This is a genomic window from Reyranella sp. (genome assembly GCF_017305915.1).
GTDB lineage: Bacteria > Pseudomonadota > Alphaproteobacteria > Reyranellales > Reyranellaceae > Reyranella.
Window position 1 is genome coordinate 43381 of the sequence record NZ_JAFKJN010000038.1, and the last position, 19169, is coordinate 62549.

Below are 19169 nucleotides of genomic sequence, written 5' to 3' on the forward strand. Positions count from 1 at the left end.
CGGCTTCGCCTCAGGACGACAATCATCGGGGGATACGACAATGCGAGTCAGCGCCGGCCTGCCCACCGGGATGGAGGGCCTCACCTATCCCATCCCGTTCTCCGATCCGGAGAACGTCATCAGGATTGCCCAGGGCGCCGAGAAGTTCGGTTACGACTCGGTGTGGGGCAACGACCACATGACGACACAGAACTACGTGCGCGCCGAGTTCCCGGTGCCGCCGCGCTTCTGGGAGCCGCTGGTCACCTACGCGTTCGTGCTGTCCGAGACCAAGACCATCAAGGTCGGCACCGGCATCCTGGTGCTGCCGATGCGCCACGACATCGTGGTGGCGGCCAAGCAGATCTGCACGCTCGACCATTTCGGCAAGGGCCGGCTCGAGCTCGGCATCGGTATCGGTGCCTATCGCGAGGAGTTCAAGGCGCTGCAGCCGGACGCCAAGATCGACCGCGGCGACATCGTCGACGAGGGCCTGCAGGCGCTGAACCTGCTGTTCAGGGAACGGGTCTGCTCGTTCGACGGCCAGTACTACAAGTTCAAGGACGTCGAGCTCTTCCCCAAGCCGTTCCAGAAGAAGCTGCCGATCTATGTCAGCGGCAACCACGCGAACAACATCGAGCGCGCGGTGAAATGGGCCGACGGCTGGCTGCCCGCCGGCATGCATGTCGACCGCATCCGCTCGGGCGTGAAGAACCTGCGCGAGCAGGCCGACAAGGCGGGCCGCGACTGGCGCGAGATCGAGGTCTGCCCGCAATTCATCGTCCACATCGGCAAGACGCGCGAGGCGGCGGTCGAGAGCTTCCGCAAGAGCCAGATGAACAAGCACCTGGTCTCGCTGTCCAAGTCGACGCTCAAGGGCCAGGGCAGCGTCCCGCACGAGGAGATCAACCTGATCGGCACGCCGGCCGAGGTCGTCGAGAAGGCGCTGGCCTTCAAGGCAGCCGGCGTCACCCACCTGCTCGGCCTCTACTTCGCCGCCAACTCCGTGCAGGAGCTGCTCGACCAGATGCAGCTCTTCGCCGAAGAGGTCATGCCGAAGGTGAAATAAGCACCTTCGCGATCAGCCCGATCTCGTCGACGGCTTGGCGCAGCGACATGCCGGGCGGGCGGGGCGTGAAGATCAGGTGTTCGACGCCGAGCCGCGGCTGCCATTGGGCGATCTTCGCCGCGATGTCCTGCGGCGTGCCGAGCAGCCAGCGCTCCTGCATGAAGTCTTCGGACATGAAGTAGGGGTTGTCCGAGGTCAGCGGCTTGCGCTCCTTCGTTGCCTCGTCGAGGTAGGTCAGGCCGATGCGCTCGGGCTTGTACTGGACACGATAGACCTCGTCGATGAAGGGCTGATGGCGCTTGATCGCATCGGCCGCCGAATCCCCGACCAGGATCTCGCGCATCACCGCGCGCGGCAGCTTGCCCGCGCCCTGCCGCGCGGCTTCCTCGTCGAACGACTTGAACTGGTATTCGACCAGTCCCCACTCCGCGAGAGGCGCCACCAGGAAGCCGGCGCGGCGGCGCACGGCGCGCGCCCGCGCCTTGGGATGGGCGGCGCCGATCCACAGCGGTGGCCGGCCCGGCGTCACCGGTGGCGGGCTCAGCCGGCCACCCTTCACGCGGTAGATCTTGCCGGCGTAGTCGAATGCCTCGCCGGTCCAGGCCTGCTCGAGGATATCGAGCGATTCCTCGAAGGCGCGCGTGCGAGTGGCGTAGTTCCAGCCGAACTGGTCGAACTCGGCCGGGCGGTAGCCTTGCCCCAGCCCGATCTCGATCCGGCCGCCGGAGAGGTTGTCGACCACCGACAGGTCCTCGGCCATGCGCATGGGGTGGCCGTGCAGCGGCGCCAGTGCCACGGCCTGGCCGATCCGGCACTTCGGCGCCGCGATCGCCAGCGCGGCACACGCCACGACCGGCGACGGGCAGTAGCCGTCGGCCTCGCCATGATGCTCGCTGGCCCAGATCGAGTGGTAGCCGAGGCGGCTCGCCTCGGCCGCGAGCTCCAGCGCCTCGCGATAGGCCTTGTCGTAAGGCTCGCCCAGGCCGCGATGGGCCTGGAAGCTGAAGGAGATGCCGAGCTTCATCCGTGTCATCCCGAGCGAAGCGAGGGATCTATGGGTCGCTGATAGATCCCGCGCTGACGCTCGGGATGACAACTTGGCTTCCGGGCACGCACTACGCAAACGCCTTGGCGATGCGGCCCCAGTCCTCGATGGCCTTCTCTTGGCCCGGCACGAGCTGGATGGTGAACTGGCTGTAGCCTGCCGCCTTGAGCGCCTCGATGCGCGTCTTGATCTCGGCCTCGCTCGCCGTGAAGGAGGTCTCGGCGATCATCTCCGCCGTGACGAACTTCTTCTCCTCGGGCTTCACGAACATCAGATGGCCGCGATGGTTCTCGAGGTAGCGCGCGCTCTCCGGCTTGAAGCCGCGCGCCAGCTCGACATAGCCGTCGATCTCGGGCGTGCTCAGCATCGCCACGCCGGGCTTCAGCCCGACCAGCGCCTCGTCGGCGGCACGATGCAGCATCACCGCCGCGCGCGGCCCGGCCTGCGCCATGGCGCGCTCGGAATCGGCCGGCTCGCCGTCCTGCAGCACGCAGCCCAGCGCGAACGCCGTGGTGTAGAGGTCGGACATCGCGTGTCCCGCCTCGCGCCAGGCGCCCTGCATCGCCTGCACTTCCTTCACGCCGTTCTCGACCTTGCCGACGAAGTCGATCCAGCCGGCCTTGAACTTGGCCGTCAGCGCCCGCGTGCGCGGCCCGAAGGCCGAGAAATGCAGCGCGATCGGGTCCCTGGTGTTGAACAGCGGCAGCTCGGGATTGAGGAAGCGGATCTTCTTGGTCTGCCCCTCCATCTCGAAATCGACCGTCTCGCGGCGCAGCAGGCCATAGACCTGGTGCACGTAGGTCTCCATGTCCTTGACCTTGATCGCCGCGAAGCCCATGGCGCGCCGCGCCGTGAAGCCGGTGCCGACGCCGAAATCGATGCGGCCCGGCGCGAGCTGGTTGAGCGTCGCCAGCGCATTGGCCGTCACCGGCGCGATGCGGTTGGAGGGCACCAGCACACCGGTACCCAACCGGATCTTCTTCGTGTGCACCGCCGCCGCGCCCATCGCGACGAAGCAGTCGGCGCTCAGCATCTGGGTGTCGTAGAACCAGGCGTGTGTGAAGCCGAGCTCCTCGGCGCGCCGCACGACCTTATAGTTGTCCGCTGCCGTCGGCAGCGCGATTCCGAAATCCATGGTGCTGTTTCTCCCTCAATCGTGTCATCCCGAGCGTAGCGAGGGATCTATGCGGACCAGTATAGATCCCTCACTTCGCTCGGGATGACATCGCTGTGCTAGACGTCGGCCAGGGTTTCGATGATCTTGTCGCGGGCGGCGAAGTTGCCCTCCTCGTGCACCGGCTGCAGGCAGACATGCGTCGCGCCCGCGTCGAAATGCCGGCGCAGGCCGCGCCGCACCGTCTCGGCATCGCCCCATAGGCACATCGCGTCGATGAACTTGTCGCTGCCGCCGTTGGCGAGATCGGCCTCGCTGAAGCCCTCGCGCAGCCAGTTGTTGCGGTAGTTCTCCAGCACCATGTAGCGCGCCAGCTCCTTGCGGCCGAGCGCGCGGGCCTTGGCGGCGTCGGTCTCGATCGTGACCTTCTGCTCGACCGCCAGGATCTTGCCGGGGCCGAGGATTTTCTTGGCGATCGCGGTGTGCCTGGGCGTCACATTGTACGGAACCGCGCCCATCGACTTGCTGGCGCTGAGCTCCAGCATCTTCGGGCCGAGGGCCGCGACCACGACCGGCGCCTCGGTGCCGGTGGCCAAGTCTTTGTGCACGCCGTCGAGATAGGCGCGCATGGTGGCGATCGGCTTGTCGTATTTCAGCCCCCGTACGCCCTCGACCATCGGCCTGTGGCTGACGCCCAGCCCGAGGATGAAGCGGTCGCCGTAGAACTGGTTGAGCAGCAGCATGCCCTGCTTGGCGGCATAAGGCTCGCGGGCATAGATGTTGGCGATCGAGCTGCCGATCATGAGCTTGTCGCTCTTGGCCAGCAGGTAGCTGGCCAGCGCCATCGATTCGTAGCCCCGGCCCTCGGGATACCAGTAGGCCGAGTAGCCGTTTCGTTCCACGACGCGCACAAGGTCCGCAACCTGTTCGCCGTTGCACTTGTCGGCCGAGTACCACACACCCAAACGCCCAAGACCGTTGGCGAGCTTCATGGCTGGAGACCTCCGTTGGATTGTGTGTAGCATAGGCCCATGAAAATCGGAGTCATCGGCCTCGGCCGCATGGGCGGCAACATCGTGCGGCGCCTGATGCGCGCCGGCCATTCCTGCGTCGTCTACGATGCCAATCCGGCGCCGGGCCAGGCGCTCGCCAAAGACGGTGCGGTCGCCGCGACCTCGCTTGGCGACCTCGTCAAAGCGCTGGGCGAAAGCGAGCGTACGGTCTGGGTGATGCTGCCCGCCGGCAAGATCACCGAGGACACGATCGGCCAGCTCGCCGGGATGATGAAGGCGGGCGACACGATCATCGACGGCGGCAACACCATGTTCAAGGACGACGTCCGCCGCGCCCGCGAGCTCAAGCCCAAGGGCATCCACTATCTCGACATCGGCACGTCCGGCGGCGTGTGGGGCCTGCAGCGCGGCTACTGCCTGATGATCGGCGGCGACACCGAGACCGTGACGCGGCTCGATCCGATCTTCTCGGCGCTCGCGCCCGGCCTCGGCACCATCGAGCGCACCGAGGACCGCGGGAAGCTCGATTCCAAGTTAGATCCTAGGGCCGAGCGCGGCTACATCCACGCCGGGCCGGCCGGTGCGGGCCACTTCGTGAAGATGATCCATAACGGCATCGAGTACGGCATGATGCAGGCCTTCGCCGAGGGCTTCGACATCATGAAGAACCGCGCCTCGGAGAAGCTGCCGGCCGACGAGCGCTTCGACCTCAACCTCGCCGACATCGCTGAAGTCTGGCGGCGCGGCAGCGTCGTGACCTCGTGGCTGCTCGACCTGACGGCTTCTGCGCTCGCCAAGGACGGCCAACTCGAGCATTTCTCCGGCCACGTCGACGATTCGGGCGAAGGCCGCTGGACCATCGAGGCGGCGATCGAGGAAGCCGTGCCGGCCGACGTGCTGGCGGCGTCGCTGTTCGTGCGCTTCCGCTCGCGCCAGCAGCATACTTTTGCGGAGAAGGTCCTGTCGGCGATGCGGCTCGGCTTCGGCGGCCACATCGAATCCAAGGACAAGAAGTAGGAGGAACGGCGATGAAGGTGGGCGTTTTCTATTTCCCGACCGATTACGGCATCAACATCGCCGAGCTCGGCAAGGCGCTCGAGGATCGCGGCTTCGATTCGCTGTTCGTACCGGAGCACACGCACATCCCGCTCAGCCGCAAGTCGCCCTTCCCTGGCGGCGGCGATCTGCCCAAGCGCTACTCGCACACCCACGACCCGTTCGTGGCGCTGTCCTTCGCCGCGGCGGCGACCAAGAAGCTCAAGGTCGGCACGGGCATCCTGCTGGTGCCGCAGCACGAGCCGCTGGCGACCGCCAAGTCGATCGCCAGCCTCGACCAGCTTTCGGGCGGCCGCTTCGTGTTTGGCATCGGCGCCGGCTGGAACGAGGACGAGATGAACAACCACGGCGTCCAGTACAAGGATCGCTTCAACCAGATGGGCGACTACGTGCTGGCCATGAAGGCGCTGTGGACCAAGGACGAGGCCGGCTACCATGGCAAGTTCGCCAGGTTCGATCCGGTCTGGTCGTGGCCCAAGCCGCACCAGAGACCGCATCCGCCGATCATTCTGGGCGGCGAGAGCGACCATACGCTGCGCCGCATCGTCGACTATTGCGACGGCTGGCTGCCGCGCACCCGCGCGGGCTTCGACGCCAGGCAATCGATCGAGCGCCTGCACAAGGCGGCGGAGAAGAAGGGCCGCGATCCCAAGTCGCTGTCGGTCACCGTGTTCGGCGCGCCGGCCAAGCCCGAGGCGCTGGCCGACTACGCCAAGGCCGGCATCGACAGCGCGCTGCTGGCGATCAATGACGACAGCCGCGACGACATCCTGAAATATCTCGACAAGATCGCGCCGCTCGCGAAGCCCTACTCATGAGCGTCGCCATCGGCCTCGGCCTGATGGACTACCCGTTCGCCGGCGCCGGCGACTACTGGCGCTGGGTCGACTTGTGCGAGGCGGGCGGCGTCGATTCGATCTGGCAGACCGACCGGCTGGTGAGCAAGACGCCGATCCTGGAATGCATGACGGTGATGGCGGCGCTGGCCGGCCGCACGCGCCGGCTGCGCTTCGGCATGAACGTGGTGTCGCTGGCGCTGCGCGATCCGGTGCTGCTGGCCAAGCAATGCGCCACCATCGACGTGCTGTCGGAGGGCCGGCTGCTGCCCGCCTTCGGCATCGGCAGCCCGCTGGGGCCGGAATGGGCGGCGCTCGACATCGACACCAGGACGCGCGGCCGGCGCACCGACGAGAGCCTCGAGATCATCGCCCGGCTGTGGCGCGAGGAGGCCGTCAACTTCCAGGGTCGGCACTACAGGTTGAACGGCGCGTCGATCTCGCCCAAGCCGGTGCAGCCCGACCTGCCGATGTGGATCGGCGGCTCGTCGGACGCCGCGATCCGGCGCACCGCGAAGTACGGCACCGGCTGGCAGGGCGGCGGCGAGACGATGGAAGACGCGATCCGCGTCGTCGCCGCGATCAAGAAGGCGCTGCCCGAAGCCGGTCGCAGCATCGACGAAGATCACTACGGCGCGAGCTTCCCGTTCCATTTCGGCGCGCCGAGCGATCCCGTGGTCGGCCGCGCGATGGAGGCTTACGCCAAGCGCACCGGCCGCGATCCGACAAGGCAGTTCGCCGTCGGCGACGCGAACACGATCCTCGACCGGGTTGGCGAATACGTGGCGGGCGGCGTCCAGAAATTCATCCTGCGGCCGATCGGTTCGGGCGAGCAGGTGCTGGTGCAAACGCGGCTGCTGATCGACCAGGTGCTGCCGCAGGTCGGCAGGCGCTGGCCGAAGCCCGCGAAGGCCGCGTGAGGAGAGAGCCATGAAGATCGGCGTCGCGATGTTCTTCACCGACTACTCGATGACGCCGCAGGAGCTGGGCGTCGCCGCCGAGGAGCGCGGCTTCGACTCCCTGTGGTCGCCCGAGCACAGCCACATCCCCCTGTCGCGCGAATCGGCGTTCCCGAGCGGCGGCGAGCTGCCGAAGAAATACTACGACGCCATGGATCCGTTCGTGGCGCTGATGGCCGCGGCGGCGGTGACGCGGCGCATCAAGGTCGGCACCGGAGTCTGCCTGATCACGCAGCGCGATCCGATCCAGACCGCCAAGAACGTCGCCTCGATCGACCAGCTCTCCAACGGCCGCTTCCTGTTCGGCATCGGCAACGGCTGGAACAAGGACGAGTTGCGCAACCACGGCACCGTGTTCGAGACCCGCCACAAGCTGGCGCGCGAGCGAGTCGAGGCGATGAAGGCGATCTGGACCAAGTCCAAGCCCGAGTATCACGGCGAGCTGGTCGACTTCGACCCGATGATGACCCGGCCCAAGCCGGTGCAGAAGCCGCATCCGCCGATCTGGGTCGGCGGCGCCTTCCCCTACGCCGCGCGGCGCGCGATCCGCTACGGCGACGGCTGGATGCCGCACCGCGCGCGGCCGCACTACGCCAACGTGCGCGACTTCCTGCCCGAGTTCCGCAAGATGGCGGCGGCCGCCAACCGCGACGTGCCGGTCACCATCTGGGGCGCCAAGGAAGACGAGGACCTGCTGAAGCAGGACCGTGACGCCGGCGTGGTGCGGGTGATCGTCAGCCTCGAATCGGCCAAGTCCGACGACGTCCTCCCCGAGCTCGACCGCTGGTCCAAGCTCGCCGAAAAGGTCGCCTGACTTCTTGCCGGACCGGAAGACTACCTGAACAGATCCTCGGTCGCGGGCCGCACCAGCTCGGCGGCGTTGGTTGCCGGCAGCTTCCAGCTCAGGCCCCTCACCAGCACGACCGGCTGCGCCTCGTCGGCCTGGCCCATGACCAGCGACGCCGCCGCCGCGATCTCGTCGGCGAAGGCCGAGATGGTGACCTGCAATGTGCGGCCGAACAGGTCGGAATTGCCGCGCAGGTCGAGCATCGCCGGCAGGCCGGCCGAGCCGATCGCGACGCCCGTCGTGCCGCGTCGCCATGGCCGGCCGAAGCTGTCGATGATCAGCAACGCGGTGGCGCCGAGCTTGGCGCGCAGCGCCTCGGCTGACGCGTCGGGCTCCTTGGGCAGCAGCAGCGCGCGCTCGACGCCGTCCTGCGGCGCCACGTTCGACTGGTCGATGCCGGCATTGGCCATGACGAAGCCCAGCCGATGCTCGACGATCAGCACGTTGGGCCGCGAGCGCACCACGCGCACCGATTCCGACAGGATCAGCTCGACCAGCCGCGGGTCCTTCTGCACCTCGGCGCCGAGCTCGATCGCCCGCTGCGAGGGCTTCACGGTCCCGATCTCGACCATCCGGCCCTCGGCCTTGGAGACGATCTTCTGCGCCAGCACCAGCACGTCGCCGTTGCGCAGCGCCAGCTCGCCGGTCAAACGCTCGCCGATCAACGCAGCAAGGTCGTCGCCCGCCTTCACCATCGGCAGGCCGGGGACGGCCAGCAACTCGACCTTCTGCATCAGCCGAACTTCTTGCGCATCCGCGGCGCGACCTGCTCGGCGAACAGCTTGAGGAAGCGCGCCTGGTCGGGACCCGGCGCATGGAACACGAGGTGCTTGAAGCCCAGGCCGACATAGCCGCCGACCTTCTCGACGACCTCGTCGGGATCGGTCGAGACGATCCAGCGGCTGGCCGCGCGCTCGACCGGCAGGGCATCGGCGAGACGCTGCATCTCGACCGGGTCCTCGACCGACATCTTCTCCTCGGGCGTCAGCGCCAGCGCCGCCCAGTGGCGCGTGTCCTCGAGCGCACGCTGCTTGTCGCTGTCGAACGACACCTTGATCTCGATCATGTTGTCGTAGGGGTGCTTCTTCGGCTCGGCGGCCTTGGAGATGCCCTCGGCGACGCTCGGCATCAGGGTCTCGGTATAGAGGTCCCACTTCTTGCCGCTGGTGCAGATGAAGCCGTCGCCGGTGCGGCCGGCATAGCGCGCCACCACCGCGCCCGCGGCAGCGACATAGATCGGGATCTCCTGCTCAGGCCGGTCGTAGATCGTGGCCTTCTCGGTCTTGTAGTACTCGCCCTCGAAGGTCACCCGCTCCTCGCGCCACAGCTTACGGATCAGGGTGACGGCCTCACGCATGCGGGCGAAGCGCTCCTTGAACTCGGGCCACGGCGCGCCGGTCGACGGCACCTCGTTCAGCCCCTCGCCGGTGCCGATGCCCAGGATCACGCGACCCGGCGCCATGGCGCCCAGCGTGCCGAAGGCCTGCGCCACGATCGACGGGTGATAGCGGAAGGTCGGGGTGAGCACGCTGGTGCCCAGCACGAGCTTGGTGGTTCGCGCGGCGACGGCGCCCAGCCAGACCAGCGACGACGGCGCGTGGCCGTCGACATGCTTCCACGGCTGGAAGTGATCGCTGACGAACGCCGAGTCGAGGCCGACCTGCTCCGCCATGACCGCGAAATCCAGCAGCTTCGAGGGCGCGAACTGTTCGGCCGACGCCTTGTATCCGAGCTTGAGCACGGGCGTGTTCCTTATGTTGCGGCGGGATTCCTAGCACACGGGACCGACCTATTTCCCGTGAATCATGCGGAGGATTCGGCCGTCCGATTTCGATATTTCGACGTGGGCAACGCCGCCCGCAAGGCCTTCCGGCAGGTGGCCCTCGACGGTCCAAATGTCACCCCTCAAAATCGCCTTGAAAGGTTCTTCGGCCTCGATCTTCGGTTCCCCATAGGCGGGCGCCAACACAGCCTTGGCAATGCGAATTGCCGTCTTCGCATCAGGAACATATCCGGCCGGCGACACATCGGTTGGCTGGGCATTGGCCCCAGACATCAGCACGAGAATCGCGGCAACCGTCAAAGACATCAAAGATTTGCGCATGGCCTCATGTCCTCGCGGCCGAAAGAAGGTGTCCGAAACGGCATCCTAGTCGCGCGGATTGCGCAGCACGATGCAGGCGCCGCCGGCGGCCCGCAGCTTCCCACATAGGGCGTCGGCCTCGGCCCGGCTCTTTTCCGAGACGCGAACGACGAACGTCGCGCCCGCGCCCCGGCGCGCATACATGACCAGCGGCAGTCGGTCGCCCAGGACGGAAGCGTACCGGCGACGCAGCCGCTCGTAGGCAGCGAGCACGCCGCCTTCGGACCAGTTGCCGACGAGCTGGACACCCCACGGCCCCCAGGCGGGGCTGGAACTGAGCGGGAGGCGACGGCGCACGCTCTCCATCATCGCCTTGGCGATCTCCGCGCAGCGCTCGCCCGTCGGCACGGTCGAGGACTCGAACGTCGGCGTCGGCTTCGCTGTCCACGCGTCGGCGGCGTAGCCGGTGACGATACGGACGTAGGCCTGCGTCTCGAACGGCAGCATCCCGCGGCCGGCGAACCAGGCTTCGACCGCGCCGGGGCCGGCATTGTAGGCCGCCGCGGCGAGCCCCAGGTTGCCGCTGAACGTCGTGCGCAGCTCGCGCAGGTACGCCGCTGATTCGCGCAGCGCCTCCAGCGGCTCGAAGGCGTTGGCGAGGCCGCGCATCGCGGCAGTCTGCGGCGTGAACTGCGCGATGCCCTGCGCGCCCTTGGGGCTGACCGCCTTGGAGTCGAAGCGGCTCTCCTGCCAGATGAGCCGCGTGAAGAATTCCTCGGGGAGATCGTTGTCGGCCGCCACCTGCGCCAGCACGCGGCAGATCTCGTCGACGGCCGGCGGCTCGGCGCGCGCCTGCCCTGATTCGGACAAGCCAGCGGCGAACCCCATGCAGGCTGCCGCGATCGTCACGATGAGCCTATTTCCCACGCAGCATGCCCGCCTATCGCACAACGGCTCCGGTAGTTTGACTCCCCCCAGCCCGGTTGCAACCATTCCAGCGTTAGGGAGGAAGCGTATGGCTGGTGTGAACTGGACGGATTCCACCATGGAGGCCGCGGGCGCGAAGCTCCACGTGTCGCGCGCCGGCAAAGGGCGTCCCGTCCTGGTTCTGCATCACGAGACCGGCACGCTCGATCGTCTCCCCTTCTACGACGCCTTGGCCGCGCACTACGACGTGCTCGTGCCGCACCATCCCGGCTACTGCCGCTCGCCGCGGCCCGACTGGATGCGGAGCGTGCGCGACATCGCGGTGGTCTATCGCGGGCTGTTGAGCGATCTGAATGTCCAGAAGGTCGCCATGGTCGGCCTGGGCTTCGGCGGCTGGATCGCGGCCGAGATGGCGAGCATGGCGCCGGGCGATCTCTCGCATCTCGTGCTGGTCGGCGCGATGGGCATCAAGCCGCCGCAGGGCGACATCCTCGATCTCGCCATCACCGGCTACATGGACTACGCCCGCGCGGGCTTCCACGACCAGAAGGCATTCGACAAGGTCTACGGCGCGGAGCCGCCGACCGACCAGCTCGAGATGTGGGACATCTGCCGCGAGATGAGCTTCCGCATCGCCTGGAAGCCCTACATGTACAGCCAGACCCTGCCGCACCTGCTGGGCTCGGTGCGCGCGAAGTCGCTGGTGGTCTGGGGCGACCACGACAAGGTCGTGCCGCAGAGTGCGGCGACCGTCTACGCCAAGGCGCTGCCCAACGCCAAAACAGAGATCGTCAAAGGCTGCGGCCATTGCGTCGACATGGAGCAGCCGGAAGCCTTAGCCAAACTGGTCACGAACTTCATCGCCCAAGGCTAGCCAGTCAGGAGTAACCGCCATGCACCTGATGTATTTCACCGAGCAGCCGATGTCGGCCTACTCCGAGCAGGCCGGCCGCGACTTCGGCGCCACCGCGCTGATGTTCCCCAACACCGAGTTCGATCCGGTGGCGGGCTCGCGGCTCTACAACAACTACATCGAGCAATACATGCTGGCCGAGGAGGTCGGCGTCGACGGCATCATGCTGAACGAGCACCACAACGCGCCGTTCTGCATGCAGGCCAAGGCCAACATCTTCGCGGCCATCCTCGCCGGCATGACCAAGAAGGTGAAGATCGTGATGCTGGGCAATCCGCTGCCGCTGGCGGAGAACCCGATCCGGCTGGCCGAAGAGCTCGCCATGATCGACATGATCTCCAAGGGCCGGCTGGTCTCGGGCTTCGTGCGCGGCGGCGGCCAGGAGCAGCTCGCCGCCGGCGTCAATCCCGCCTTCAACCGCGAGCGCTTCGAGGAGGCGCACGAGCTGGTGGTCAAGGCGTGGACGCAGCCCGGCCCGTTCCGCTTCGAGGGCACGCACTACCAGCACCGCGTCGTCAACCCGTGGGCGGTGCCGCTGCAGAAGCCCTACCCGCGCGTCTGGATCCCGGGCGTGATCAGCAAGGAGACGATCGTGTGGGCGGCGCAGCAGCGCTATCCCTACATCGCCCTCAACACCTCGATCGAGCAGACCAAGAAGATCTGGGAGCTCTACGACCAGGTGGCGCTGCAGAACGGCTATGTCGGCGGCCCCGAGAATCGCGGCTACCTGATCCAGGTCCACATCTCCGACAGCGAGGAGAAGGCGATCGAGAACGCCCGGCAGTTCCGCTGGATGCAGGGCGAGTTCACCGGCCTCGCCCATCCGGTGTGGAGCACGCCGTCGGGCTACGGCTCGCCGACCGCGCGCCGCGCCTTCGTGGAATTCGCATCCGGTCGCGCCAAGAACCCGCGCGGCGAGACCAGCTTCGAGCAGCAGATGGCCGACCTGCGCATCATCGCCGGCACGCCCAAGACCGTGGTCGCCAAGTTGAAGCGCATCCTCGAGGAGACGCGGCCCGGCATCCTGGCGCTGTGGGGCAACGACGGCCGGGTGAGCCAGGAGGACTCCCTCACCTGCATCCGGCTGATGGGCCAGGAGGTCTTCCCGGCGATCCGCGAGATCGCCAAGGAGCTCGACCTCAAGAGCCCGTTCGAATCGAACGCGCCGGTGCACCTGCGCTATTCGAAGGACCTCAAGCCGGTGGCGAAGGCGGCGGCGGAGTAGACCGCCAGATCCGGACCGACAGCCAGCCGATCAGCAGGGCGTGCGGGAGGACGGCGAACCGGAACGCCGTGTTGAACGCGGGGCTGGCCAGGAAGGCCTTGTCGGTGAAGGTGATAGCGAGGATGGCGGGCGCGAGGCCGATCAGCAGTAGGATCGACAGCAGCGCCCCGATCCGCACCAGCCGGCCGCCGGCGAGGATCAGGACGCCCGTCGTGACCTCGAGCGCGCCGCTCAGATAGACCAGCGGCGAGCGCCAGGCCGGCGGAATGAAATCGGGCATCTGCAGCACCGTCTGTTCGTGCCCTGTGAAGTGCATCGCGCCGAAGACGATCCAGTCGAGTGCCACGAACCAGATGATGAAGCGTGCCATCGATTGAGCGTATCATCGTTACAGATAACGTGTGGAGGGGGAGACCATGCAACTCGGAGCATCCATCGCCGTCGGCGATCTCGGCGCCGGCCCTGCCGCGATGCGCGACTATGCGCAGGCCGCCGAAGGGCTGGGCTTCGACTACCTGGTCGCGCCCGACCACGTGCTCGGCATCGATCCGGCGAAGATCGCGCCGGGCCAGCGCGGCTCGAACGCCACCGCCTATCACGATCCGTTCGTGCTATTCGGCTTCCTGGCCGGTGTGACGAAGAAGATCGGCTTCGCGGCCGGCGTGCTGATCCTGGCGCAGCGCCAGGCGGCGCTGGTCGCCAAGCAGGCCGCCTCGCTCGACGCGCTGTGCGAGGGCCGCTTCCGGCTGGGCGTCGGGGTGGGCTGGAACGAGGTCGAGTTCCAGGGCCTCGGCATGGACTTCCATACCCGCGGCGTGCGGTCGGCCGAGCAGGTACGCTTCATGCAGGCGCTGTGGGCCAGGGACGGCATCACCTTCAAGGGCAAGTATCACGCGCTGACCGACGGCGGCATCAATCCGCGGCCGAAGTCGGGCAAGGTGCCGGTGTGGTTTGGCGGCCATGCCGAGCAGACCCTGACGCGCGTCGCCAAGTACGGCGACGGCTTCATGCCCAACCGCTGGCCGCCGGGCGACGAGGTGCTGAAGATCTTCGAGCGCCTGCGCGGCATGATCAAGGCGGCGGGCCGCAAGCCCGAGGATGTCGGGCTGGAGGTCTGGGTGTCGCCGGGCAAGGGCACGCCCGACGACTGGCGCAAGGAGGTCGCGTTCTGGAAGAAGGCGGGCTGCAGCCACGTGCTGGCGCACACGACCTTCACCAGCGCGATCCACGAGCGCATCAAGGGGAAGACGTACGACGATCACCTGAAGGCCATCACCCAGTATCGCGACGCCGTAAGAGATCTGCTGTAGCGACACGCGAGGCGCGGCGTCGCGATAGTGGGCCGCTGTGTGGAGGCTTAACCAGCGGACTTGAGCTCAAGTCCGTGCGCAAGCGGCACGGCGCGGGCCCTACGCTTCGCCGCTGCGCGGCGACAGAGCCGCGGAGGGCGCCTAGCTCCGCGGGCCCGCCCATGCGATGCTTTGCGTCGCATGCACATGAAGTTCACCCTCCACTTCGGGAACAACACCTTCCCCGACCTCGCGGGCGCCGTCCGCATGGTCAAGATCGCCGAGGCCGCGGGCTTCGACTCCGTCGTCGCCGTCGACCACGTCGTGTTCCCGCACAAATACACCTCGGTCTATCCCTACGCGCCGGACGGCCGGCTGCCGGGCGGGCCGGGCGGCGCGCTGCCCGATCCGCTGATCTGGATGGCGGCGATGGCCGCGGTCACCACGAAGCTGCGCTTCATGACCGGCGTGATCATCCTGCCGCTGCGCAATCCGCTGGTGCTGGCCAAGCAGGTGGCGACCCTCGACCACATGAGCGGCGGCCGTGTCGAGCTCGGCATCGGCGTCGGCTGGCTCAAGGAGGAGTTCGAGGCGGTCGGCGTGCCGTTCGAGAAGCGCGGGGCCCGCTCGGACGAATACATCGCCGTCATGCGCAAGCTGTGGGCCGAGGATGGCGTGAGCTTCGACGGCCGGTTCGTGACGTTCGACGAGGTCAGCTCCAACCCCAAGCCGGTACGCCGCGCCGTGCCGATCGTGATCGGCGGCCACTCCGAGGCCGCCGCCAAGCGGGCGGGCCGGCTGGGCGACGGCTTCTTCCCCTCGATCGGCGCGCAGGTCGATACCGTGCCCCTGTTCGATGTGGTGCGCCGCGCCGCCGGCGAGGCCGGCCGCGACCCCAAGGCGGTCGAGATCATGGCCGGCTGCCCCGAGCTGCTGCCCGGCTCGACGGCCGACCCGCGCGCCGCCATCGAGGCGCGCGCCAAGCAGGGCGTCAGCCGCATCATCCTGCCAGTCTGGCGCTTCCAACCCGACCTCGACGACAGCCTCGGCCGCTTCGGCGAGACCGTCATCCGCGCCCTCGGCTAGACCGAGGCGTCCGGACCCGTCCGGCCCGAGTCCGGCCGGAAACCCGGACGCCTGAAATGCACGCCTGTTTGCATTTTGCGCGATTCGTCCGGAATCCGCCCCACCCCCCGATATCATTGATATCAATGCTATCAGTGATATCATTCCACCCGCCATGGCAGCCCTGCTCATCCGCGGCCTCGACGACAAGCTAAAACGGGCGCTGCGCCTGCGCGCAGCCGAGAACGGCCGCTCGATGGAAGAGGAGGTCCGCCAGATCCTGCGCCATGCGCTCGGCCTGCCCTCGCCGGAGAAAGAGCACGAAAGGCAGATCGAGGAGATCGTCCGGCGGGCGCGCCAGCGCGATCGGTAAGGCTACAGCACCGTCTTGGCGAACCACTCCACCTGATCCTCGAACTCGGCCATCGAATCGGCCGGGATCATCAGGGCACAGGCGTGGTCGACGCCGATCTGCTTCAGGCCCTCGACCTTCTCGCGGATCAGGTCGGGCGAGCCGACGAGGTTGGCGACGACCTGCTTGGAGAGATCGCGGCCGGTGTAGGCCAGCGACTTGCGGTGCGCGACCAGGCCGGACTCCATGTAGCGCTTCTCGGCCTCTTCCGCCGTCCTGGCGATGGTCAGCGAGAATTGCGGCGCGATCTCGATCTCCCCGGGATCGCGGCCGAGCGCATGGGCGCGGTCCTTCAGGAGCTTGATCCATTCGGCGAGCTCCGGCCACGGCCGCCAGCCCGGCAGCCAGCCGGTCGCAAGCCGCGCAGTGCGCTCGATGGTCGGCTTGTTGTGGCCGCCCAGCCACAGCGCGAAGGGCTCGCGCTTGGGCTTGGGATACATCTCGATGTCCTTGACCGCGTAGTACTTGCCCTCGTGCGTGACGCGCCGCTCGGTGAACAGGCGGCGGATCAGCTCCAGCCCCTCGTCCATCATCTCGCCGCGCTGCGCCTTGGGCGCGAGCCGCGGCGCCCACGCGGCGAACTCCTCGCGATAGGCGCCGATGCCGAGCGCCAGGATCAGGCGGCCATTGGAAAGCTGGTCGATGGTCGCCGCGGTCTTGGCCAGCCAGAACGGATCGCGCATCGGCTGGACGGCGAGCGCGGTGCCGACCTCGAGCGTCGTCGTCGCGGCGGCACAAAACGACAGCACCGTCAGCAGCTCGTAGAAGCTCGGCGGCGTGTCGGGATAGAGCTCGCGCACATAGTGCTGGCTCTGGATGTGGTCGTTGCCCCACACCGAATGGTAGCCGAGCGTCTCGCAGAGCTTGGCCACCCGCACGAAGTCGGACGGATCGACGAAGGGGATCGGATACATCACCCCTTCGAAGCCGGTCGGCAGGCTGATGCTGAACTTCATCCGTTGATCGCCTTCAGGACGGACGCGATGGTCGCGGCATCGTCGAGGCCGCCCAGCACCACCTCGTCGAGACCGATCGCGCGGTACTCGTCGAGCTTGGCGCGCACCTCGGCCGGCGTACCGCAGGCGGCGTGGCGGCGCACGACATCGTCGCCGACCAGTCGATCGACCTCGCTCCAGTTCTCGCCGGCATAGGCCGTCGCCAGCGCCTGCTGGTCCAGGGTGGCGCCGCCCAGGCGGATGTTCTCCGCATGATGCGCGCCGCGCAGCACGAAGCCGAGCGGCCGGCGCAGCGCGTCGGGCGGGCCGAGCCTGGTGTAGACGATGCACGATGTGCGGCCGCCACCCGCCAGGTCGAGGCAGGCCTTCACGAAGGGCGGCGAGGTCGCGGCCGAGATCAGCACGCCGTCGGCCTGCCGGCCGGCGAGCTTCAGCATGTTGGGCCGCGAGGCGGCGAGCACGATCGGGACGGTGCGGCCGCCGTTGGCCAGCCGGCGGCCTTCGACGTTGAACATCTGGCCGTGGAAGTCGGCCATCTCGCCGGCGAAGAGCAGGCGGCAGATCTTCACCGCCTCGCCGATCGCGACCAGCGGCCTGGGCGAGCCGATGCCGGCGGCCTTGAGATCGGCCGGCGCACCGGCGCCGAGGCAGAGGATCACCCGGCCGGGATACATCTCGTCGAGGCTCGCCGCCGCCATGGCGATGTAGACCGGATGCGTCGAGTAGGGGCTGAGCGCCATCAGCGCGACCTTGATCTTCTTGGTGGCCGCCAGCGCCAGCGCCGCGGTCGTCACCGGATCGCGCAGGAAGAGATGGCAGGCGATCCACAAGGTCGTCGCCCCGCCCGCTTCGGCCGCCTGCGCCTGGGCCGCGATCTCCTTCAGGGGAACGCGGCCGTCCATCGAGAGGCCGATCTCAGCCATTGAAGCCGTAGGCTGATTTGAGCGCGGCCATCAGCTCCTTCAATCCGCCCTGCACCAGCGGCGGCTCGGGCAGCGCCGTCTCGATCGGTCCGGGATCCTTGATGCCGGCGGCGGTCAGCAGCGCGACGCAACGCTCGTGGGGCTTGATCGTGCCCTGCGCCCGCAGCCGCTCGATCGCGGCGAACGGCGCGGCCGACGAGGCCTCCGGCCAAAGACCTTCCTTGGCCGCGAGCGTGAGCACCCAACGCCGCAGATCGTCGTCGGGGACCGTCACGGCCGCGCCCCTGGTCTTGCGCAGCACGTCGAGCGCCTGGACCGTGCCCTGCAGCGCGCCGATCGAGGTCGCGATCGACGGCGCGTTGCGCGGCGATTCCGGCGGCATCGCATCGCCGCCTTCCATCGCCGCGGCCAGCGAGCCCGAGACCTCGGCGGCGACCAGCCGCGGCGTGCGGTCGATCCAGCCCAGCGCCTTCAGCTCCTCGAAGCCCTTCCATACGCCGAACAGCGCATCGCCGTAGCACACCGGCAGCACGCACCAGTCGGGCGGCTGCCAGTCGAACGCCTCGGCGATCTCGTAGGCGATCGTCTTGTAGGCCTCCATGCCGTAGGGGTTGGAGCCCACCACCGGCCCGAAGAACGGCGAGGTCGGATACCAGCCGAACTCGCGCACGCCAAGCGTCTGCAGCCGCCAGCGGTCGGCCTTGTCGGCGACCTTCACCACCATCGTGCCGTAGGCCCGCATCTGGGTGATCAGCGGCCCCGCCGAGCCCATGAAGGTGAAGACGACGCAGGGGATGCCCGCCTTCGCCGCGTACGCGGCCGCCGAGGCCCCGGCATTGCCCGACGAGCTCGAGGCGATGACCCTGGCGCCGAATTTCTTCGCCATGGTGAGCGCGCCCGAGCCCAGCCGGTCCTTGAACGACCAGGTCGGGTTGCGCGATTCGTCCTTGATCCAGACGTCGCCCAGGCCGAGCGACGGCGCCGGCAGCAAGGGCGTGTTGCCCTCGCCCAGGGTCACGGCGTCGGAAGCGGCGGCATGCAGGAAGCCGTGCCAGCGCCACATCGAGCCGCGGTCGCGGCGGATGGACTCGCGCTCCGTTCCGATACCGGGAACAGAGGCATAGGCGACGGTGAGATTGGCCGGCGCGCCCTTGGCCCGGCAGGCCGGGCAATCCTGGGCATAGTGATCGATGGGGTAACGCGCGTTGCAGCGAACGCAGGTAAGCGCAGAAGGTACGGGCATGACGCGGCGCACGTTGGCGGCGGAAGTCGGAGGCGTCAACCGGCGAACAAACCCTCCCCATTCAGCTGGCTCTCGGATTCACACATCGTTGTGTGGGAGGGAATGGCCGTATCTGATGGCGCGGAAGTCGGCGAGGCCGATGCGCATGACCTTTGGTCCTGGTTTGCCATAGTAGCCGGTCCATCCGCCGAGGCGGGCGATCACCCAGGCAGCGA

21 protein-coding genes are annotated in these 19169 nt (G+C 67.8%); 10 read left to right on the forward strand and 11 right to left on the reverse strand.

Features of this window, described 5'->3' with window-relative positions; all coding sequences use genetic code 11:
* Positions 1 to 40 precede the first annotated feature (40 nt).
* Entirely contained in the window at positions 41 to 1048 is a 1008-nt protein-coding gene (locus tag J0J01_RS29665) for a TIGR03619 family F420-dependent LLM class oxidoreductase (RefSeq protein ID WP_296387237.1), read from the forward strand.
* Here J0J01_RS29665 and J0J01_RS29670 read toward each other — a convergent pair.
* The 3 genes from J0J01_RS29670 to J0J01_RS29680 all read right to left on the reverse strand — a co-directional run bounded on the left by J0J01_RS29670 (position 1029) and on the right by J0J01_RS29680 (position 4199).
* Entirely contained in the window at positions 1029 to 2072 is a 1044-nt protein-coding gene (locus J0J01_RS29670) for an LLM class flavin-dependent oxidoreductase (protein WP_296387238.1), read from the reverse strand. The genes J0J01_RS29665 and J0J01_RS29670 overlap by 20 nt on opposite strands.
* 91 nt (positions 2073 to 2163) lie before the next feature.
* Entirely contained in the window at positions 2164 to 3228 is a 1065-nt protein-coding gene (locus J0J01_RS29675) for an LLM class flavin-dependent oxidoreductase (RefSeq protein ID WP_296387239.1), read from the reverse strand.
* Positions 3229 to 3326: 98 nt separating this feature from the next.
* Positions 3327 to 4199, reverse strand: a complete 873-nt coding sequence (locus J0J01_RS29680) for a TIGR03620 family F420-dependent LLM class oxidoreductase (RefSeq protein ID WP_296387240.1) — start codon at positions 4197 to 4199, stop codon at positions 3327 to 3329.
* Positions 4200 to 4238: 39 nt separating this feature from the next.
* Here J0J01_RS29680 and gnd point away from each other — a divergent pair, with 39 nt between their 5' ends.
* Genes gnd through J0J01_RS29700 form a run of 4 tightly spaced genes read left to right on the forward strand, consistent with a single transcriptional unit; the run spans position 4239 to position 7885 of the window.
* Positions 4239 to 5237, forward strand: coding sequence for a phosphogluconate dehydrogenase (NAD(+)-dependent, decarboxylating) (gnd, locus tag J0J01_RS29685; RefSeq protein ID WP_296387241.1), 999 nt, complete (start codon positions 4239 to 4241; stop codon positions 5235 to 5237).
* An 11-nt stretch (positions 5238 to 5248) separates the two neighbouring features.
* Entirely contained in the window at positions 5249 to 6094 is an 846-nt protein-coding gene (locus tag J0J01_RS29690; protein WP_296387242.1) for an LLM class F420-dependent oxidoreductase, read from the forward strand.
* On the forward strand, positions 6091 to 7032 hold the full coding sequence (locus tag J0J01_RS29695; protein WP_296387243.1) for an LLM class flavin-dependent oxidoreductase: 942 nt from the start codon (positions 6091 to 6093) through the stop codon (positions 7030 to 7032). The genes J0J01_RS29690 and J0J01_RS29695 overlap by 4 nt, the downstream gene beginning before the upstream one ends.
* 10 nt (positions 7033 to 7042) lie before the next feature.
* Positions 7043 to 7885, forward strand: coding sequence for an LLM class F420-dependent oxidoreductase (locus tag J0J01_RS29700; RefSeq protein WP_296387244.1), 843 nt, complete (start codon positions 7043 to 7045; stop codon positions 7883 to 7885).
* Positions 7886 to 7905: 20 nt separating this feature from the next.
* Here J0J01_RS29700 and cofE read toward each other — a convergent pair whose 3' ends face one another.
* Genes cofE through J0J01_RS29720 form a run of 4 tightly spaced genes read right to left on the reverse strand, consistent with a single transcriptional unit; the run spans position 7906 to position 10910 of the window.
* Positions 7906 to 8652, reverse strand: coding sequence for a coenzyme F420-0:L-glutamate ligase (gene cofE, locus J0J01_RS29705; protein ID WP_296387245.1), 747 nt, complete (start codon positions 8650 to 8652; stop codon positions 7906 to 7908).
* Positions 8652 to 9659 (reverse strand): glucose-6-phosphate dehydrogenase (coenzyme-F420), encoded by a 1008-nt coding sequence (gene fgd / locus J0J01_RS29710; RefSeq protein ID WP_296387246.1) that lies wholly within the window; start codon positions 9657 to 9659, stop codon positions 8652 to 8654. The genes cofE and fgd overlap by 1 nt, the downstream gene beginning before the upstream one ends.
* A 48-nt stretch (positions 9660 to 9707) precedes the next feature.
* Complete coding sequence (locus tag J0J01_RS29715) at positions 9708 to 10022, reverse strand: YbbC/YhhH family protein (protein WP_296387247.1); 315 nt, start codon at positions 10020 to 10022, stop codon at positions 9708 to 9710.
* 45 nt (positions 10023 to 10067) lie between these two features.
* On the reverse strand, positions 10068 to 10910 hold the full coding sequence (locus tag J0J01_RS29720; RefSeq protein WP_296387248.1) for a lytic transglycosylase domain-containing protein: 843 nt from the start codon (positions 10908 to 10910) through the stop codon (positions 10068 to 10070).
* Between the two features lie 106 nt (positions 10911 to 11016).
* On the opposite strand from J0J01_RS29720, the gene J0J01_RS29725 reads away from it, so the two are divergent.
* Both J0J01_RS29725 and J0J01_RS29730 read left to right on the forward strand, forming a co-directional pair.
* Entirely contained in the window at positions 11017 to 11802 is a 786-nt protein-coding gene (locus tag J0J01_RS29725; protein ID WP_296387249.1) for an alpha/beta hydrolase, read from the forward strand.
* A 19-nt stretch (positions 11803 to 11821) separates the two neighbouring features.
* Positions 11822 to 13066 (forward strand): LLM class flavin-dependent oxidoreductase, encoded by a 1245-nt coding sequence (locus J0J01_RS29730; RefSeq protein ID WP_296387250.1) that lies wholly within the window; start codon positions 11822 to 11824, stop codon positions 13064 to 13066.
* On the opposite strand, the gene J0J01_RS29735 is transcribed toward J0J01_RS29730, so the two are convergent.
* Positions 13035 to 13436: a hypothetical protein gene (locus tag J0J01_RS29735; RefSeq protein ID WP_296387251.1), complete on the reverse strand. Its 402-nt coding sequence runs from the start codon at positions 13434 to 13436 to the stop codon at positions 13035 to 13037. The genes J0J01_RS29730 and J0J01_RS29735 overlap by 32 nt on opposite strands.
* A 46-nt stretch (positions 13437 to 13482) precedes the next feature.
* Here J0J01_RS29735 and J0J01_RS29740 point away from each other — a divergent pair, with 46 nt between their 5' ends.
* The 3 genes from J0J01_RS29740 to J0J01_RS29750 all read left to right on the forward strand — a co-directional run bounded on the left by J0J01_RS29740 (position 13483) and on the right by J0J01_RS29750 (position 15793).
* Entirely contained in the window at positions 13483 to 14376 is an 894-nt protein-coding gene (locus tag J0J01_RS29740; protein WP_296387252.1) for an LLM class F420-dependent oxidoreductase, read from the forward strand.
* Between the two features lie 186 nt (positions 14377 to 14562).
* Positions 14563 to 15441 carry an LLM class F420-dependent oxidoreductase gene (locus J0J01_RS29745; protein WP_296387253.1) on the forward strand — a complete coding sequence of 293 codons (879 nt, stop codon included), beginning with the start codon at positions 14563 to 14565 and terminating at the stop codon, positions 15439 to 15441.
* 154 nt (positions 15442 to 15595) lie between these two features.
* A complete protein-coding gene (locus tag J0J01_RS29750) occupies positions 15596 to 15793 on the forward strand; it encodes an Arc family DNA-binding protein (RefSeq protein ID WP_296387254.1) in 198 nt (65 codons plus the stop codon).
* A gap of 2 nt (positions 15794 to 15795) precedes the next feature.
* Here J0J01_RS29750 and J0J01_RS29755 read toward each other — a convergent pair whose 3' ends face one another.
* The 3 genes from J0J01_RS29755 to J0J01_RS29765 are packed head-to-tail and all read right to left on the reverse strand — an operon-like array spanning position 15796 to position 18954.
* Positions 15796 to 16788, reverse strand: a complete 993-nt coding sequence (locus J0J01_RS29755; protein WP_296387255.1) for a TIGR03619 family F420-dependent LLM class oxidoreductase — start codon at positions 16786 to 16788, stop codon at positions 15796 to 15798.
* Positions 16785 to 17711 (reverse strand): LLM class flavin-dependent oxidoreductase, encoded by a 927-nt coding sequence (locus J0J01_RS29760; protein ID WP_296387256.1) that lies wholly within the window; start codon positions 17709 to 17711, stop codon positions 16785 to 16787. Before J0J01_RS29760 ends, J0J01_RS29755 begins: the two co-directional genes overlap by 4 nt.
* On the reverse strand, positions 17704 to 18954 hold the full coding sequence (locus J0J01_RS29765) for a pyridoxal-phosphate dependent enzyme (protein WP_296387257.1): 1251 nt from the start codon (positions 18952 to 18954) through the stop codon (positions 17704 to 17706). The genes J0J01_RS29760 and J0J01_RS29765 overlap by 8 nt, the downstream gene beginning before the upstream one ends.
* Between the last annotated feature and the right edge of the window lie 215 nt (positions 18955 to 19169).

Coding starts and splice junctions, on each gene's coding strand:
- J0J01_RS29665 (WP_296387237.1), top strand. CDS start 41: ATGCGAGTCAGCGCCGGCCTGCCCACCGGGATGGAGGGCCTCACCTAT.
- J0J01_RS29670 (WP_296387238.1), bottom strand. CDS start 2,072: ATGAAGCTCGGCATCTCCTTCAGCTTCCAGGCCCATCGCGGCCTGGGC.
- J0J01_RS29675 (WP_296387239.1), bottom strand. CDS start 3,228: ATGGATTTCGGAATCGCGCTGCCGACGGCAGCGGACAACTATAAGGTC.
- J0J01_RS29680 (WP_296387240.1), bottom strand. CDS start 4,199: ATGAAGCTCGCCAACGGTCTTGGGCGTTTGGGTGTGTGGTACTCGGCC.
- gnd (WP_296387241.1), top strand. CDS start 4,239: ATGAAAATCGGAGTCATCGGCCTCGGCCGCATGGGCGGCAACATCGTG.
- J0J01_RS29690 (WP_296387242.1), top strand. CDS start 5,249: ATGAAGGTGGGCGTTTTCTATTTCCCGACCGATTACGGCATCAACATC.
- J0J01_RS29695 (WP_296387243.1), top strand. CDS start 6,091: ATGAGCGTCGCCATCGGCCTCGGCCTGATGGACTACCCGTTCGCCGGC.
- J0J01_RS29700 (WP_296387244.1), top strand. CDS start 7,043: ATGAAGATCGGCGTCGCGATGTTCTTCACCGACTACTCGATGACGCCG.
- cofE (WP_296387245.1), bottom strand. CDS start 8,652: ATGCAGAAGGTCGAGTTGCTGGCCGTCCCCGGCCTGCCGATGGTGAAG.
- J0J01_RS29715 (WP_296387247.1), bottom strand. CDS start 10,022: ATGCGCAAATCTTTGATGTCTTTGACGGTTGCCGCGATTCTCGTGCTG.
- J0J01_RS29725 (WP_296387249.1), top strand. CDS start 11,017: ATGGCTGGTGTGAACTGGACGGATTCCACCATGGAGGCCGCGGGCGCG.
- J0J01_RS29730 (WP_296387250.1), top strand. CDS start 11,822: ATGCACCTGATGTATTTCACCGAGCAGCCGATGTCGGCCTACTCCGAG.
- J0J01_RS29735 (WP_296387251.1), bottom strand. CDS start 13,436: ATGGCACGCTTCATCATCTGGTTCGTGGCACTCGACTGGATCGTCTTC.
- J0J01_RS29740 (WP_296387252.1), top strand. CDS start 13,483: ATGCAACTCGGAGCATCCATCGCCGTCGGCGATCTCGGCGCCGGCCCT.
- J0J01_RS29745 (WP_296387253.1), top strand. CDS start 14,563: ATGAAGTTCACCCTCCACTTCGGGAACAACACCTTCCCCGACCTCGCG.
- J0J01_RS29750 (WP_296387254.1), top strand. CDS start 15,596: ATGGCAGCCCTGCTCATCCGCGGCCTCGACGACAAGCTAAAACGGGCG.
- J0J01_RS29755 (WP_296387255.1), bottom strand. CDS start 16,788: ATGAAGTTCAGCATCAGCCTGCCGACCGGCTTCGAAGGGGTGATGTAT.
- J0J01_RS29760 (WP_296387256.1), bottom strand. CDS start 17,711: ATGGCTGAGATCGGCCTCTCGATGGACGGCCGCGTTCCCCTGAAGGAG.
- J0J01_RS29765 (WP_296387257.1), bottom strand. CDS start 18,954: ATGCCCGTACCTTCTGCGCTTACCTGCGTTCGCTGCAACGCGCGTTAC.